Raw genomic sequence first — 15576 nt, forward strand, 5'->3', positions numbered from 1 at the left:
ACCGCTCCTCAGGCCTGCGCCACGGCCTTCGGCAGCAAACGCGCCTTCACCGTCAGCGGATTGATATAGGGCTCCAGCCCCTTCAACGTGGCGCTCAGCGCGCCGCGCATTTCATGCACGGTGGCGATGCCTGCCTGGATCATCTTGCCGCGCGCCTCGTCATTGGTCAGAAGATAATGCACGCCCTTCGCCAGCATCTCGGTGTCGCGCACCATGCGGGCGCTGCCGCTGCGGGCGAGTTTCTGATAGGCCTCGCGGAAATTCTGCACATTGCCGCCCGACAGGATGGCGCAGCCGAGCATGGCCGGCTCGAGCGGGTTCTGGCCGCCTTCGGCAAAGAGCGAGCGGCCGACGAAGGCCACTTCCGTCAGGCGCAAATAAAGGCCCATTTCGCCGATTGTATCACCCAGGAAGATATCGATATCGGGGGTCAGGACATCGTCCCGTGTGCGGCGGGCGACTTTCAGCCCCTGCTTGACGAGGACCGCCTCGATCTCGTCAGCACGCTCGGGATGGCGCGGCACAATAATTGTCAGCTGCTTGTCGCGATCACGCAGCGCCCGATGGACGATGCCGGCGGCGTTTTCCTCGCCGTCGAAAGTGGAGATCGCTGCCCATGTCTTGCGGTCGCCGATCTGCTTTTTGTAGCGGGCAAAGACAGCGCCGTCGTAGGGCGGTGCGTCGGTATCGACCTTCAGGTTGCCTGACGTGATGACCGGCACGGCGCCGAGATCACGGAAGCGCTCGGCATCCAAATCAGACTGGGCGATGACGAGCGCCAAGTTTTCGAAGAGCGCCTCGGCCAGCGACGGGCGCCGGCGCCAGCGGGCGAAGGAGCGGTCCGACATGCGGGCATTGACGAGGATTTGCGGAATGCGGCGACGGCCAAGTTCAAGCACGGTTGCGGGCCAGATCTCGGATTCGGCGATGATGGCGCAATCCGGCTGCCAGTAATCGAGGAAGCGGCCGACGGCGGGCTTCAGGTCGAGCGGCACATATTGATGGATCGCATCATTGCCGAGACGTTCAGCGGCAAGCCTCGCGGAGGTGATGGTGCCTGTCGTCAGGATGACATGGATGTCGCGGCGGCGAATTTCACGGATCAGGGGAATGACAGCGTTGGTTTCGCCGACACTTGCGGCATGAAACCAGACAAGCGGGCCTTGCGGCCGATTGGCGCTCGCATAGCCAAAGCGCTCCAACCGGCGGGCACGATCTTCCTTGCCCTTGGCCGTGCGGTAGGTGATGTAGAGGCCGACGACCGGCGACGCCACAGTTCCCGCCAGACGGTACGCGCTCAGACCGATCCGCGCCATCCGGGAGCTCATTCAGCAGGCCTCCGATCCATGCAGACCGACATCAATCCAATTCCCTAATTATCGTTGCGGCCGCCATGACCGATCAATTTGTTCAGAATGCGTCGAACGAGGGCGAGAACCGATGCGCGAAGGCCCCCGCTGTGGACAGCGGAGGACAAGCCGATTTGCTGCGCGGGTCACTTGCTCCCGATCGTATCCTGCGGATCGAGCAAACGATGCATGTGGACGATGAAATAGCGCATATGCGCATTGTCGACCGTCTGCTGCGCCTTGGCTTTCCAGGCCGTCAGTGCCGTGGCATAGTCGGGGAAAATACCGACAATATCGAGATCCTTCAGATCACGAAACTGGATGCCATCGAGGTTTTCGAGTTCGCCACCGAAGACGAGGTGCAGGAGCTGCTTTTTACCGCCGGAGTCCGTCATTTTTATTCTCTTTCTGCCTATTCTCCTCCGGCCCCTCATCTGAGGGATTTTGACGGAAACGTCAACCATCTCTTAGCTGAGTGAACAAGTCCAGATATTCGCGGAGACGCGGAACCGGCGACGCGCAGAGCGCCTCGTGGCTGACTTTCTCTCTATTATAGGTTGTAGGATGCCCCGAAAGATCGACAAGACCGCCACCGGCGCGCTCGAGAATAAGATCGGCTGCCGCAATATCCCAGTCGTGGGCATTCCGCCCGACAAACGTCGTGTCCAGCCGGCCATCGGCTACCATGGCGATGCGGTAGGCGAGTGAGGGGATATATTTGACACGCTCGCTGCGTTCGCGAACCTCCGCAGGCAGAAGCTTGAACAGTTCCTCGCTGACGGCAAGCTGGCTGAGATCGGCTTCGCCGCGCGTGGAGACGGAAATCGGCTCGCCGTTTTTCAGCGCGGAGCCGCCTTCGACCGCTTCGTAGAGTTCATCGAGCGCCGGTGCATAAAGTACGCCGGCAACCGGGCGGCCACGATGGACGATGCCGACACTGACGCACCAGAGATCCTTGCCGGCCAAGAATGCCCGTGTGCCATCGATCGGATCGACGATGAACAGCGTCTCGTGTTCCAGGCGACCGGCATCGTCGTCGGTCTCTTCGGACAGCCAGCCATAGTTCGGTCGTGCCCTGCGCAGGATGGCTTCAAGCTTTTCATTGGCGGCGAAATCGGCGGCACTGACAGGCGAGCGTTCCTCGTTCTTCCACCAGACTTCCGGCGAGTTGTTGAAGAAACCAAGTGCGACGGCGCCCGCCTGTTTCGCAGCATCGGCGATCAGCGCGAGATCGCTCTGCCAGCGCTTGTGCGTGTCGCTCATCGCGTCATCCGTTCGTCAGCGGCCGGCAAGTGTCATACCTTCAATGGCGAAGGTCGGAGCCGCCACACCGAATTTACGGTCGATGTCGTTGGCGAGCGTCAGCCGCATGAACATGTCCTTGAGGTTCGAGGCGATCGTCACCTCAGACACTGGGAAGGTCAGTTCGCCGTTTTCGATCCAGAAACCAGTCGCGCCTCGGCTGTATTCGCCTGTTATCATGTTGACCCCCTGGCCGATCAACTCGGTCACGTAGAAGCCGTTGCCGACGCTGCGGATCAGCTCTTCCGGCGAGATGTCGCCCGGCTCCAGCGCCAGGTTGGTCGAGGCGGGTGTGACCGAGGTGCCGCCGCGCACGCCTCGGCCATTGGTTTCCAGACCGCCGATCTCGTTTGCGGTGGAAGTCGACAGGAACCAGTGTTTGAGCACGCCATCCTCGATCATGACCAGCCGCTCGCCGGAGACGCCCTCACCATCGAAGGGACGGGAGGACGGGCCGCGCACGATCAGGGGATCGTCGGTGATTGACAGGCCCGTTTTCAGTACCTGCTGACCCATCTTGTCACGCAGGAAGCTCGTCTTGCGGGCAACCGACGCACCATTGATGGCACCGGCAATATGGCCGACAAAACCGCGAGCAACACGCGGATCGAATATGACGGTGATACCCTTGCCGGTCGGCACCTGACGGGGATTGACGCGCTTGATGGCGCGCTCGCCGGCCCGGCGGCCGATTTCGGCGGGATTGTCGAGCTCGGCATAGTAGAGACGGCTGTCGAAATCATAGTCGCGTTCCATGCCGGTGCCTTCGCCGGCAATGACGCTGACGGAGTTGCCGAAGCGCGACGCCATGTAGCTGCCTTCGAAACCATGCGAGGTGGCAAGCACCAACCCGCCCAGTCCGGCAGAGGCGCCCGCGCCTGAGGAATTGGTGACCCCTTTCACGGCAAGGGCTGCAGCTTCTGCAGCAAGGGCTGCTTCCCGCAGCTGGTCGGCGCTGACTTCGGTCGTATCGAGCAACTGCAGATCGGGATAGGTCTTTGCGAGCCTGTTCTCATCGGCGAGGCAGGCGAAGGGATCTTCCGGCGAGACCTTGGCCATGGCGACGGCGCGTTCAGCCAGCGCCGTGAGGTCAAAACCCGGATTGGCGGAAACGCTTGCCACCCGCTTGCCGACAAAGACACGGAGTGAAAAGTCGTCGCTCTCCGAGGACTCGGTGCCTTCGACCTTGCCCAGGCGAACGCTGACCGATTGAGAGCGCGAACGGACGACGACGGCATCGGCGGCATCGGCGCCTGCCTTTTTCGCCAGATCGATCAGTTGACTTGCACGGGAAAGAAGTGTCGAGGAATCGATTTCAGAGGACATGATTTGGCCTTTCCTTCCCGTTCCATTTATTGTGCACTCCTGAAAGCATCAAGGCCGTGGATGCCGATTCTTTTCCTGGCTGCCCGCTTGCCCCGCCACCCGAAAGAAATGAAGCATGTCCGCACCAAACGCGCTTTTCACCGAAACGATCCTGCTGCTCGGCGGCGCGGTCGTCGCCGCGCCGATCTTCAAGAAGCTCGGGCTCGGCACGGTTCTCGGCTATCTGGCTGCCGGCATCGTCATCGGGCCGATCTTCCACGGCATTACCGATGGCGAGCAGATCCTCGATGTTGCCGAACTCGGTGTGGTCTTCCTGCTTTTCATCATCGGGCTTGAATTGAAGCCCACCCGCCTCTGGCAGATGCGGCGCGATATCTTCGGTCTCGGTACGGCACAGGTGGTGGTGACGGGCCTGGCGCTGACAGCACTTGCCTGGTTTTCCGGCGTGCTCGAATGGCGCGGCAGCATCGTCGCCGGCTTCGGGCTGGCGCTTTCTTCGACGGCGTTCGCCATGCAGATCCTCGAAGGCGACGGCGACGTCAATACCCGCTACGGGCAGCGCTCCTTCTCCGTGCTGCTGTTTCAGGATCTGGCGATTGTCCCGCTTCTGGCTGTCGTCACCATCCTCGACGGCGACAAGGGCAGCGGCAATCCGCTTGTTGATTTCGGCGTCTCCGTCGCGGCGGTTGGTGCGATGATCATCATGGGCCGATACCTGCTGACCCCACTCTTCCAGATCATTGCGCGCACAGGCGCACGCGAGGCGATGATCGCGGCCGCACTCTTCGTCGTGATGGGATCAGCAAGCCTGATGCAGTTTGCCGGGCTCTCGATGGCGATGGGCGCTTTCCTGTCCGGTGTCATGCTGGCGGAATCCTCCTACAGGCATGAGCTTGAAGCCGATATCGAACCTTTCCGCGGCGTGCTTCTCGCTATCTTCTTCATTGCTGTAGGGCTGTCCCTGCAGCTTCAGGTGCTGCTCGACAACGTGCTCTTCATCATCATCGCCGTGCCTATCATCATGGCCGTGAAAGCGCTCATCATCTATGTACTCTGCCGCGCGGCGCGCTCCTCACATAATGATGCCGTACGCATCGCCTTCCTGCTGCCGCAAGGGGGTGAATTCGGCTTCGTCCTCTTCACCACGGCTGCCGTCGCGGGGCTGATGCCCAGCAGTACAGCTTCGCTGCTCGTTGCGATCGTCACCCTTTCCATGGCGCTGACGCCTCTGGGTGCCGCCCTTTCCAAACGGATGCTGACGGGAGAGGAGCATGAAGAACTCAACGAGGATTTCGAGGGTGCGGGTGCGGATGTGCTCATGGTTGGTTTCTCGCGTTTTGGCCAGATCGCCGCGCAGATCCTGCTCGCCGGCGGCCGGAGCGTGACCGTCATCGATTTTTCCGCAGACCGCATCCGGCAGGCATCCTCTTTCGGCTTCCGCATCTATTTCGGCGACGGCACCCGCAAGGACGTGCTGCGTTCAGCCGGCATCGACCGGGCCAAGATCGTGCTCGTCTGCACCCAGAAGAAAGAGATCACCGACAAGGTGGTCGAGTTGATCCAGGCCGACTATCCGCAGACGACGCTCTTCGTGCGCTCCTATGACCGCATTCACTCTATCGAACTGCGCAACAAGGGCGTCGATTACGAGCTGCGCGAAACTCTGGAATCCGGTCTGCTCTTCGGCCGGCGCACCCTGGAGGCTCTCGGTGTCGCCGAAGTCGATGCCTACGAGATCGGCGAGGACATTCGCAAGCGCGACGAAGCGCGGCTGGTGCTGCAGGTTTCGGAGGGCCTGCAGGCGGGACAGGACTTGCTGTTTTCGAAACCGATCCATCCGGAGCCGCTGGTCAAGCCCAAGCGGGTGCCGGATCCCTTCGACGACGATCCGCTGGTCAGCAGGTCTGACGCGACGGCAGATGCCTAAACGTCCACCAGCTTCTCAAAAATTAACGCTTCAGCCGCGCCTCAATTTCCCGGTCGAGCGCATATTTCAGCTCGTCCTTGACGCCGACGGACATGGCAAGCACGTCACGAGCCTTTAGGAAATCCATGACACCGGTGCGGCCGACGATTGGGCGCAGGAAGATATGCGGACGCAGGAGCTTCAGCTTCAGGGAAATCGCCGCCTGCATCATCAGCTGGCCCGAGCCGAAGATGCTTTCCATGCGGTTCGGGATGTGGGTTCCGTCGCCCTCAGGTGCACCGACGACATCGATGCCGATGACGATATCAGCAAGATCCATTAAACATTCGTAAGGCACGGGATTGGCGATGCCGCCGTCAATCATGACCCGCCCATGCAGTCTCACCGGCATGAAGACTGCAGGAATGGCAGATGATGCGGCGAGTGCCGGAAAAAGCTGGCCGTGTTCGACGATGACTTCACTCTGGCCGTAATAATCCGTCGTGATCACCTTCATCGGCACAAGCAGATCCTCGAAACGCTGGGGAAGCTCCGATGGCAGGAAAGCTTTCAGGATGCGTTCGAGATTGAATTGGCCGATGCGGATACCCTTGGCCACGGCGTCACGCACCGTTGTCGGCCGCAGACCCCAGATACGGCTGACGACGGCGGCCTTGTTGCCCACTGTCGCCAGCGCATGTTCACGGATTTCCGCCCCCGACATGCCGGCGGCCATGCCGGAGCCCATGATGGCACCGATGGAGGAACCCGATACCGCGATCGGGCGGATGCCGAGTTCATCCAGCGTTTCGATGATGTGGATATGCGAGAGGCCGCGAGCACCGCCGCCGCCGAAGGCGACGGCGACCGTCGGAAGGTCGCTGATGGCAGGCGATTTCGGACTGATGATTTCCGCCTGCGGCACGATCTGCTCCTACGTGCCGGCTACTGCGGCTGATACCGGAAAAAATGTACTCTGGTGTCGCCGAATATTCGACTTTCGAGGAAAACATAGGAAGGATGAACCGAAACGGCAACATCGGCGCGTTCTTCCAGAACGGTAATCGCGCCAGGCTTGAGCCAGCCGCCGTCAGCAGCCGCCGCAAGCGCCTTCTCTCCCAATCCTCTGCCATAGGGCGGATCGGCAAAGAGCATGTCGAAAGGCTCGAGATTGCCGACGCTGCCGAGATCGGTTGCATCACGGCGCAGGATACGCGTCCTGCCATGCAGGCCGAGCGCATCGATGTTTTCCCAGAGGAGCGCCCTGCCCTCCACGCTGTTTTCAACGAACAGCGCATGGCGACAGCCGCGCGAGACGGCCTCGAGGCCGACGGCGCCTGTACCGGCGAAAAGATCGAGTATCCGGGTGCCATCGACGCATTCCGGATAGGCATGGCTCAGAATGTTGAAAAGGCTCTCACGCGTCCGGTCGGCAGTCGGCCGGATGTCGTTGGATTTTGGTACGGCAAGCGGCCGTCCGCGAAACTCACCGCCGACGATCCGCACCGCGTGTCATTCCCTTGCCTTTCGCACCACCTCTGGACGGCCCGCCGGAAGGCTTGCCACCACCACCCGGCCGATCACCCTTCGGCTTGCCGGAAAAATTCTTTGCCGCACGGGATTTGTCGCCGAAAGGCTTGTCGCCGCGCGGACGCTCCGATCGGCCCTCGCCCCCGAAGCTTCTGGCCGTACGCAGAGAACGTTCGCCACCTTCTTCTCGTGGCCGGTCGCGGAAGGAACGCGGACGCTCCTCTCCACCCTCCGTGCGTGGACGGTGCTCGCCACGCGGCTTGCCGCTAAAGGGCTTGTCGCCACGAGGACGCTCGGACCGGCCCTCGCCGCCAAAGCTTCTGGCTGGACGCGAAGAACGTTCGCCACCCTCTTCTCGTGGCCGGTCGCGAAAGGAACGCGGGCGCTCCTCTCCACCCGTACGCGGGCGACGTTCGCCACGCGACTTATCACCAAAGGAGCGCTTACGGCCGAAACCTTCATCCTCATCGCGCTTGGCAGGCGTCTCACTCGAGCGGATCCATTCGCCGTCCTCTTCATGGACGCGATTGATCTGCGGGCGCAACCGATTGGCTGCAGGCTCGAAGCGCTGTTCCTTCACCGGGGTGGTTTCGCCGCGACGGCGCGCAGTCTGGGCATTCTTGGCAGCCTTGGCCGCTGCCTTCTCACCAAGCGGACGAGCACCGGGTGCCATCCAGACATTGGCATTGCGGCGGCTGCCGAGCGTCGGGCGCTTCGGCCTGTCGTCTTCGCTACGACGGTCGTCCTTTCGATCGTCTCGGCGATCATCCCGACGGTCGCCGCGCTTGGTATCGAGGCGGCTCAGCGCCCGTTCGCGCTTGTCCTCGTCGCGACGCGGACGTTCACGCCGCACAGGCGCCGGCTCTTCGGGCTCATCGGCGGCAACGGCCGGAGCGTTATAGATCGGCGCATCGAAATTCGCCTTGGCATCCTCGATGAGACGGGGCCCGAGCTGGTCGCGCAGCGTACGGCCGCGAACCTCGATCACCTCGCCCTCGGGCAGTTCGCCGAGCTGGAAAGGACCGTAGGAGATGCGGATCAGGCGGTTGACCTCAAGACCTAGCGCACCGAGAACGTTCTTGATTTCGCGGTTCTTGCCTTCGCGCAAACCCATGGTGATCCAGACGTTGGATCCCTGCGTGCGGTCGAGCGTCGCGTCGATCGAGCCGTAGAGAACGCCGTCGACGGCAATCCCATCCTTCAGCTTGTCGAGCGCGTCTTGATCTATGTCACCATGGGCGCGCACGCGATAGCGGCGCAGCCAGCCGGTTGTCGGAAGCTCGAGCGCACGAGCCAGACCGCCGTCATTGGTGAGCAGCAGCAGGCCTTCTGTATTGATGTCGAGACGGCCGATCGACATGACGCGGGGCAGCTCTTCCGGCAGATTGTCGAAGACGGTCGGGCGTCCTTCGGGATCTGAATTCGTCGTCACCAGGCCCGGCGGCTTGTGGTAGAGCCAGAGACGCGTGCGCTCGATGCCGCGGATCGGCACGCCGTCGACCTCGATCTTGTCTTCGAGCGTGACGTTGACCACGGGCGTGTCCAGGAGCTTGCCGTTCAGCGTGACGCGGCCGTCCATAATCATGCGTTCGATATCGCGACGCGAGGCGACGCCGGCGCGCGCCATTACCTTGGAAATGCGCTCGGCCTTGGCGTCGCCATCCGCTTCGCTGGCTGCCACTTCAGCAGCAGCGCCCTTCGATGGCTTGTCGATACCGGCCTTGGAACCGCTTCTGGGCCGTGCGTCGCGCGCGGAGGGCCTTTCGCCTGGGCGTTTTGGCTTGTCTTTGGATGTCATTTGTTGTTTGCCTGCCTTTTCGGCCTGTCTATCAGGTCATGCACCTGCGGTTAAGTGGAAATTCTTGCGAACGTGAAGACAAATCGATTTATGAAGATGGCGATCGAGGAAGCGCGCGCTGCTGCGAAACGCGGTGAAGTGCCGATCGGCGCCGTCGTCGTCGTCGATGGCGCGGCAGTCGCCGCCTCCGGAAATCGCACGCGGGAACTCAACGACGTCACCGCCCATGCCGAGATCGCCGCCATCCGCATGGCCTGCGAGAAGCTTGGCCAGGAACGTCTTGTCGGCGCCGATCTCTATGTCACGCTGGAGCCTTGCACCATGTGCGCGGCTGCCATTTCCTTCGCCCGTATCCGAAGGCTCTATTATGGTGCGGAGGACCCGAAAGGCGGAGCAGTCGACAATGGCATCCGCTTCTATGCCCAGCCGACCTGTCACCATGCGCCGGAGGTTTATTCTGGCTTCAACGAGACCGAAGCGGCGGATATGTTGCGGGCATTCTTTTCCGAAAGAAGAGACGCGCCATGATCCTTGCCATCGGAATCGTCACCGTTATGGGTGTGCTTGCCGTTTACGCCAACCGCACGGTCGCGCCGGGCGTGGCGAAGCTGCCGATGCAATGGTCGCTGAAGCGAGAGGTGAGCTGGACAGCACCGCGGGCGATCGCTTTCGCCTTCATTCCGGTGCTGGCTGCCGGCGTTTTGGCCGCGCTCGTGCAGAGCAACCAAGTGCGCAATACCGATATTGCCTGGATGGGCGGCGTCTTTCTCGCGTGCCAGCTTCTGCACATCACGCTGACGCACCGCTGGTTTAACGCGTCGCGCCGCTAGAGCATTTCCGTTTTGCTTTCACGCAATTCCGGACGCAAAACCGCTGTTCAGTTTTGCTGAATTGCTCTTACTGAAGGATCTGCCACCACTTGGTGCCGCTATTGGCGACCGCAGCATCCTTCTTGCGCTGCTTGGCCTTCTTCTGCTCCGGCGTGCCGAGGTCATCGAGCTTTGCCGGATCGTCCACGGCGCGATATTCGGTCGGCGGATCGGAAATATAGCGACGCTGGTCGATATAGGCGCCCTTCTGCAGCGCACGGGCTTCGCGATAGGCCTTGGTCTGGGCTTCGCTCGTCTGGCGACCGCCTTCGATGGCAGAGCTGGCGAGCGGCGAGCGATAGCTCGGATTGTCCGAGTTCTCGTCAGCTTCCTTGACGAGACGGGCGCGAGCCTCTTCCGGCGATTCAACCCACTGCGGATTGTCCTTGTTGGCAACATTCTCCTGCGGCGGGACTAGGGTTTCCTTCTGGTCCTTAGCGGGCATGACGAGCGTCGGGCGCGGCGTGTACTTTACACCGGTGTTCTTGGGACCGGGACCGGTCAGCGAAACGGACTGGCCGAGGTCGTCGGCAAGCTGTTCCATGGCGGTCTTGTCGGTGCCGTAAGTCGGACTGCTGGCGCAGCCTGACATCATGGAGCTTCCCGCCATGACAAGAGACAGGCAGGCGCCCAAACGGAACCAATGCGTCGCTAACATGAAAACCCTTCCCGCACGCCGGTATTAGTATCGTCCACCGGACAATCGTCCCCCTGAAGCAAAAATCCGGCCATTTTCAGGCAGCTTTTACCGGATGAACGCCATAAAGGCAATTCACCCGGCAAATATCTTCAGGTACGGATGCCGAGTTCGCGCAGAGCGGCAGCGTCACGTGCCGAAACATCGGGATATTCCGGATCCGACCCGACATCGGTGGTGATGCGCCAGGAACGGGCACATTTTACGCCTTCGGCAAGCTTTGGAACGACAGCGACGTCAGCGACTTCCGGCAGACGGAAAGCATCAGCCGGGCCGGCGTCCGCCTCGATGGTGATGCCGGAGGTGATGCAGACTTCGCTGAAATCCTGTCCTTCAAGCGCCTTGCGCAGTTCCGCATCGGCGACATGGACAACGGGAGCTGCTTCCAGCGACGAACCGATGCGCTTGTCCTTACGCTCAATTTCGAGGGCACCTGTCACGACACTGCGGATCGCGCGGATCTTCTTCCACTTTTCGGCAAGCGCCTCGTTGCGCCATTCCTTGGCGACCGGGGCGAACTGCTCCAGATGCACGGACACCGCCGACGGGTTGCGCGACAGCCATGCCTCTTCGGTCGTGAAGGGCAGCATCGGTGCAAGCCAGGTCACCATGCAATCGAAGATCATGCGGATGACATAAAGCGCCGAACGACGGCGAAGGCTTGAGGGCGCATCGCAGTAGAGCGCATCCTTGCGGACGTCGAAGTAGAAGGCCGAGAGTTCTACATTGGCGAAATCGATGAGCGCGCGGGCGATCTTCTTGAAGTCGAAAGCGTCATAGTTCTCACGCACGAGTTGGTCGAGTTCGGAGAGACGGTGCAGCATCAGCTGCTCCAGCTCCGGCAGATCCGAGAGCGCGATGACTTCGCCCTTGTCATGCGCCAGCGTGCCGAGCATCCAGCGGATGGTGTTGCGGAGCTTGCGATAGGCATCGACATTGGTCTGGATGATCGTCTTGCCGACGCGCAGATCGTCCGCATAGTCAGAGGTCATGACCCAGAGACGCAAGATGTCGGCGCCCGCATCCTTCATCACTTCCTGCGGCGAAGTGACGTTGCCCTTCGACTTCGACATCTTCTCGCCTTTCTCATCCATGGTGAAGCCATGGGTGAGGACGGCGTTGTAGGGCGCACGGCCGCGCGTCGCCGCCGACTCCAAGAGCGAGGAATGGAACCAGCCGCGATGCTGGTCGGAGCCTTCGAGGTAGAGATCGGCCGGCCATTTCAGGTCGGGGCGGTCTTCCAGCGTGAAGGTGTGCGTGGAGCCCGAGTCGAACCAGACGTCGAGGATATCCATGACCTGCGACCACTTGGCCGGGTCATGCTCGTTGCCGAGGAACCGTTCCTTGGCGCCTTCGGCAAACCAGGCATCGGCGCCTTCGGCATCGAACGCGTCGAGGATGCGCTGGTTGACAGCATCGTCCTGCAGCACCTCGCCATGCTCGTCGACGAAGACGCAGATCGGCACGCCCCAGGCGCGCTGCCGGGACAGCACCCAATCCGGGCGCTGCTCGATCATGGCGCGCAGGCGGTTCTGGCCGGCGGCGGGCACGAAGCGAGTGTCGTCGATCGCGTTCAAGGCACGGGTGCGCAGTGTGGTTCCGTCCGCCAGGGTCTTATCCATATAGACGAACCACTGGGGGGTGTTGCGGAAGATGACCGGCTTCTTGGAACGCCAGGAATGCGGATACTGGTGCTTCAGGCGGCCGCGGGCGAAGAGTGCGTTGGCCTCGATCAGCGCTTTGATGACGCGGTCGTTGGCATCGCCCTTCTTGCCGTTGTCGTCTATGACGCGGGCACCTTCGAAGCCGGGGGCGTCGGCGGTATAGAAGCCGCCGTCATCAACCGGGAACGGGATCTTGGTCTCGATGTGGCGTGCCTCGATCTCGCGGCCATGCGCCATCCATACATCAAAGTCTTCGCGGCCGTGGCTCGGCGCAGTGTGCACAAAACCGGTGCCGGCATCATCGGTGACATGGTCGCCATCCAGCAGCGGTACGGCAAATTCGTAGCCGCCGCCGACACCCTTGAGCGGATGGGCGCAGGTGACGCCAGCGAGATCGGCAGCCGTGACGTTGGTGAGGCGCTTGTACTGCAGCTTAGCCTTGGCGAAGGATTCCTCGGCAAGCTTATCGGCAAAGATCAGCTTTTCGCCCGGGCGCGGACCAAAATCGTTCTCGGCAGCCGTGACTTCATAGAGGCCGTACGCAACACGCGAGGAATAGGCGATCGCCCGGTTACCAGGGATCGTCCAGGGCGTGGTGGTCCAGATGACGACAAATGCATCCTTGAGGGCAGCCGAACCTGAAGCGACCGGGAATTTCACCCAGATCGTGTCGCTTTCATAGTCATGATACTCGACTTCGGCTTCCGCCAGCGCCGTGCGCTCAACGACCGACCACATGATCGGCTTGGAGCCGCGGTAGAGCTGGCCGCTCCTGGCGATCTTCAAGAGTTCGCCGGCGATGCGGCTTTCAGCATGGAAGTTCATCGTCAGATATGGGTTTTCGAAATCGCCGACAATGCCGAGGCGCTGGAACTCGCCGCCCTGGATCGCGATCCACTTTTCGGCATAGGCGCGGCACTCGCGGCGAAACTCGATCATCGCCGACGGCTCGGTCAGGTCAGGCTTGGCCTTGCCCTTGGCACGATAGTTCTCTTCCTCGATCTTCCATTCGATCGGCAGGCCGTGGCAGTCCCACCCGGGAACATAGTTGGCGTCATAACCGCGCATCTGGAAGGAGCGAGTGATGACGTCCTTGAGGATCTTGTTCAGCGCGTGGCCGATGTGGATGTTGCCGTTGGCATAGGGCGGGCCGTCGTGCAGGACGAATTTTTCGCGGCCGGCGGCGGATGCACGCAGCTTCTTGTAGAGGTCCATCTTCTGCCAACGGGCGACGAGTTCCGGCTCCTTCTGCGGCAGGCCGGCGCGCATGGGGAAGTCCGTCTCGGGCAGATAGAGGGTCTTCGAGTAATCGATCTTTTCGGCTGTGTCGGTCATGTGTGACAATCGTTTCTGGCGGCCCGGACGGGGCGCGCGGACATCAAATCTATGGTGACGGAAAGCGCTTGTTCAGTTCAAGCGCAAAAACCCGGACCTTCCGGCCGCTCAGCGCGCGCGGAAGACCGGGCCGATAATTCGTATCGAATGCGCCAGCCGGAATTTACTCATCGGGCCGGTTCATAGGCGTTTTTCAGCGGAAAAGGAAGAGGGATTTCAGCCTCCCGGCTTCACGCAAAGCCGCAGACGGGCATCTGCGGCTCGTCACCTGCGACCGTCAGGCTCTGGCGGCTGCCGGCGCCATCAGATTGACGGTGACGGAGGTCACTCCGAAGCGACTGGCTGCAACAGTTTCAGGTCGCAACGGATCTGCAAAGTGCAGGAACTATGCATGGTGGCGATTTTGTTGCTCTCGATACAAAAAATCAAAGCTCCTGTCGAAATGCGGATTACCCGAACGTCTTTACTCGCAGGCGTGAGAAATCATCATGCCCGGTTAAATCCGTCCGCAAGGAGTGATAAGGATATGAGCAGTTCCTATCGTTGGGTAATCGTCGCGGCCGGCGCACTGATGACGTGCGTCGCTCTCGGCGCCATGTTTTCTCTCGCAATTTTCCAGCAACCGATAGCAACCGCGACCGGCTGGTCGCATGCCGGCATCGCCAGCGCAATGACGCTGAATTTCATCGTCATGGGCATAGGCGGCTTTTTCTGGGGTGCTGCCAGCGACCGATACGGGCCGCGCCCGGTGGTGCTGATCGGCTCCGTCATCCTCGGGCTGGCGCTGATGCTTGCCAGCCGCGCGGAAACGCTTCTGCAGTTCCAGCTGACCTATGGCGTACTCGTCGGACTTTCAGCCAGTGCCTTTTTCGCGCCGATGATCGCCGCGACGACGGAGTGGTTCGACGAGAACCGCGGCCTTGCCGTCTCCTTGGTTTCGGCGGGCATGGGTGTTGCTCCGATGACGATTTCGCCCTTCGCGCGCTGGCTGATCACCGCTTATGAATGGCGCCCCGCAATGATGATCATCGGCATCGGTGCGCTCGTCCTGATGATCCCGGCCGCCCTTCTCGTGCGCCGCCGGCCGTCGCCACCGCAGGATACGCATGAGGCCGTCGTGTCGGGCGATGGCAGTGCCCCCAATTTGTGGAAGGTTTTCCGCTCGCCGCAGTTCATCGTGCTCGGGCTGACCTTCTTCGCCTGCTGTGCCGCCCATTCCGGACCGATCTTCCATATGGTGAGCTACGCAACACTTTGCGGCGCTGGACCTATGGCTGCCGTCAGTATCTACAGTGTCGAGGGTCTCGCCGGTCTCGGCGGACGCCTGCTCTATGGCACGCTGGCGGACCGGATCGGCGTGAAACCGGTCATCATCGCAGCTCTGCTGGTGCAGGCAGCGGCCCTTGCCACCTACCTTGCTGTCAGCAAACTCGGGGAGTTCTATGCGCTCGCCGTCATCTTCGGCAGCGCCTATGGCGGCGTGATGCCACTCTATGCCGTGCTGGCACGTGAATATTTCGGCCCGCGCATCATCGGCACGGTGTTCGGGGCGGCAACGATGCTGTCGAGCATCGGCATGGCGTTCGGTCCGCTGATTGGCGGCTGGATCTACGATACCTATGCCAATTATTCGTGGCTGTTCATCGGCTCCGCTCTGGTCGGGCTCGGTGCGGCGGCGATCGCGCTCGCCTTCCCGCCGCTACCGCGGCAGAAGGCACAGCCCGTACTTGGCACTGCCTGAGCGGGTCTTCGTTTTTACGCATTCCGGACGCAAAACGCTCAAGCGCTTTTGCTCGAATT

Annotated in this window: 13 protein-coding genes; 4 read left to right on the forward strand and 9 right to left on the reverse strand. The window is 61.5% G+C overall.

Going from position 1 to position 15576, the window contains the following annotated elements; translation table 11 throughout:
• Positions 1-8: 8 nt before the first annotated feature.
• The 4 genes from waaA to FHT92_RS04920 form a co-directional block, all read right to left on the reverse strand.
• A complete protein-coding gene (gene waaA, locus FHT92_RS04905; protein WP_183822928.1) occupies positions 9-1328 on the reverse strand; it encodes a lipid IV(A) 3-deoxy-D-manno-octulosonic acid transferase in 1320 nt (439 codons plus the stop codon).
• Positions 1329-1495: 167 nt separating this feature from the next.
• The gene (locus FHT92_RS04910) at positions 1496-1744 is read right to left on the reverse strand and encodes a DUF4170 domain-containing protein (RefSeq protein WP_183749106.1); all 249 of its coding nucleotides are present in this window, start codon (positions 1742-1744) and stop codon (positions 1496-1498) included.
• 61 nt (positions 1745-1805) lie between these two features.
• The gene (locus FHT92_RS04915; protein ID WP_183822930.1) at positions 1806-2612 is read right to left on the reverse strand and encodes a 3'(2'),5'-bisphosphate nucleotidase CysQ; all 807 of its coding nucleotides are present in this window, start codon (positions 2610-2612) and stop codon (positions 1806-1808) included.
• A gap of 15 nt (positions 2613-2627) precedes the next feature.
• The gene (locus FHT92_RS04920) at positions 2628-3977 is read right to left on the reverse strand and encodes a TldD/PmbA family protein (RefSeq protein WP_183822932.1); all 1350 of its coding nucleotides are present in this window, start codon (positions 3975-3977) and stop codon (positions 2628-2630) included.
• A gap of 115 nt (positions 3978-4092) precedes the next feature.
• Here FHT92_RS04920 and FHT92_RS04925 point away from each other — a divergent pair, with 115 nt between their 5' ends.
• Entirely contained in the window at positions 4093-5904 is a 1812-nt protein-coding gene (locus tag FHT92_RS04925; protein ID WP_183749103.1) for a monovalent cation:proton antiporter-2 (CPA2) family protein, read from the forward strand.
• Positions 5905-5926: 22 nt separating this feature from the next.
• Here the strand turns inward: FHT92_RS04925 and FHT92_RS04930 are convergent, their stop codons facing one another.
• From FHT92_RS04930 to FHT92_RS04940, 3 genes are read right to left on the reverse strand one after another with little or no spacing between them, the layout of a single operon-like run.
• On the reverse strand, positions 5927-6808 hold the full coding sequence (locus FHT92_RS04930; protein WP_183749102.1) for a patatin-like phospholipase family protein: 882 nt from the start codon (positions 6806-6808) through the stop codon (positions 5927-5929).
• Between the two features lie 20 nt (positions 6809-6828).
• Positions 6829-7389: a 16S rRNA (guanine(966)-N(2))-methyltransferase RsmD gene (gene rsmD, locus FHT92_RS04935; RefSeq protein WP_183749101.1), complete on the reverse strand. Its 561-nt coding sequence runs from the start codon at positions 7387-7389 to the stop codon at positions 6829-6831.
• Complete coding sequence (locus FHT92_RS04940; protein WP_183822934.1) at positions 7370-9211, reverse strand: pseudouridine synthase; 1842 nt, start codon at positions 9209-9211, stop codon at positions 7370-7372. Before FHT92_RS04940 ends, rsmD begins: the two co-directional genes overlap by 20 nt.
• 90 nt (positions 9212-9301) lie before the next feature.
• Between FHT92_RS04940 and FHT92_RS04945 the strand changes: the two genes are divergently transcribed.
• Positions 9302-9739 (forward strand): nucleoside deaminase, encoded by a 438-nt coding sequence (locus tag FHT92_RS04945; protein ID WP_183823830.1) that lies wholly within the window; start codon positions 9302-9304, stop codon positions 9737-9739.
• On the forward strand, positions 9736-10041 hold the full coding sequence (locus FHT92_RS04950) for a hypothetical protein (protein ID WP_183822936.1): 306 nt from the start codon (positions 9736-9738) through the stop codon (positions 10039-10041). Before FHT92_RS04945 ends, FHT92_RS04950 begins: the two co-directional genes overlap by 4 nt.
• 67 nt (positions 10042-10108) lie before the next feature.
• Here FHT92_RS04950 and FHT92_RS04955 read toward each other — a convergent pair whose 3' ends face one another.
• A complete protein-coding gene (locus tag FHT92_RS04955) occupies positions 10109-10738 on the reverse strand; it encodes a hypothetical protein (RefSeq protein ID WP_183749098.1) in 630 nt (209 codons plus the stop codon).
• A 131-nt stretch (positions 10739-10869) separates the two neighbouring features.
• Positions 10870-13776 carry an isoleucine--tRNA ligase gene (gene ileS, locus FHT92_RS04960; protein WP_183749097.1) on the reverse strand — a complete coding sequence of 969 codons (2907 nt, stop codon included), beginning with the start codon at positions 13774-13776 and terminating at the stop codon, positions 10870-10872.
• Between the two features lie 526 nt (positions 13777-14302).
• On the opposite strand from ileS, the gene FHT92_RS04965 reads away from it, so the two are divergent.
• Positions 14303-15517, forward strand: coding sequence for an MFS transporter (locus FHT92_RS04965; protein ID WP_183822938.1), 1215 nt, complete (start codon positions 14303-14305; stop codon positions 15515-15517).
• Positions 15518-15576: the final 59 nt, after the last annotated feature.

Origin of the sequence: Rhizobium sp. BK377, from assembly GCF_014193935.1 — a bacterium.
Classification (GTDB): domain Bacteria; phylum Pseudomonadota; class Alphaproteobacteria; order Rhizobiales; family Rhizobiaceae; genus Rhizobium.

Coding starts and splice junctions, on each gene's coding strand:
- waaA (WP_183822928.1), bottom strand. CDS start 1,328: ATGAGCTCCCGGATGGCGCGGATCGGTCTGAGCGCGTACCGTCTGGCG.
- FHT92_RS04910 (WP_183749106.1), bottom strand. CDS start 1,744: ATGACGGACTCCGGCGGTAAAAAGCAGCTCCTGCACCTCGTCTTCGGT.
- FHT92_RS04915 (WP_183822930.1), bottom strand. CDS start 2,612: ATGAGCGACACGCACAAGCGCTGGCAGAGCGATCTCGCGCTGATCGCC.
- FHT92_RS04920 (WP_183822932.1), bottom strand. CDS start 3,977: ATGTCCTCTGAAATCGATTCCTCGACACTTCTTTCCCGTGCAAGTCAA.
- FHT92_RS04925 (WP_183749103.1), top strand. CDS start 4,093: ATGTCCGCACCAAACGCGCTTTTCACCGAAACGATCCTGCTGCTCGGC.
- FHT92_RS04940 (WP_183822934.1), bottom strand. CDS start 9,211: ATGACATCCAAAGACAAGCCAAAACGCCCAGGCGAAAGGCCCTCCGCG.
- FHT92_RS04945 (WP_183823830.1), top strand. CDS start 9,302: ATGAAGATGGCGATCGAGGAAGCGCGCGCTGCTGCGAAACGCGGTGAA.
- FHT92_RS04950 (WP_183822936.1), top strand. CDS start 9,736: ATGATCCTTGCCATCGGAATCGTCACCGTTATGGGTGTGCTTGCCGTT.
- FHT92_RS04955 (WP_183749098.1), bottom strand. CDS start 10,738: ATGTTAGCGACGCATTGGTTCCGTTTGGGCGCCTGCCTGTCTCTTGTC.
- ileS (WP_183749097.1), bottom strand. CDS start 13,776: ATGACCGACACAGCCGAAAAGATCGATTACTCGAAGACCCTCTATCTG.
- FHT92_RS04965 (WP_183822938.1), top strand. CDS start 14,303: ATGAGCAGTTCCTATCGTTGGGTAATCGTCGCGGCCGGCGCACTGATG.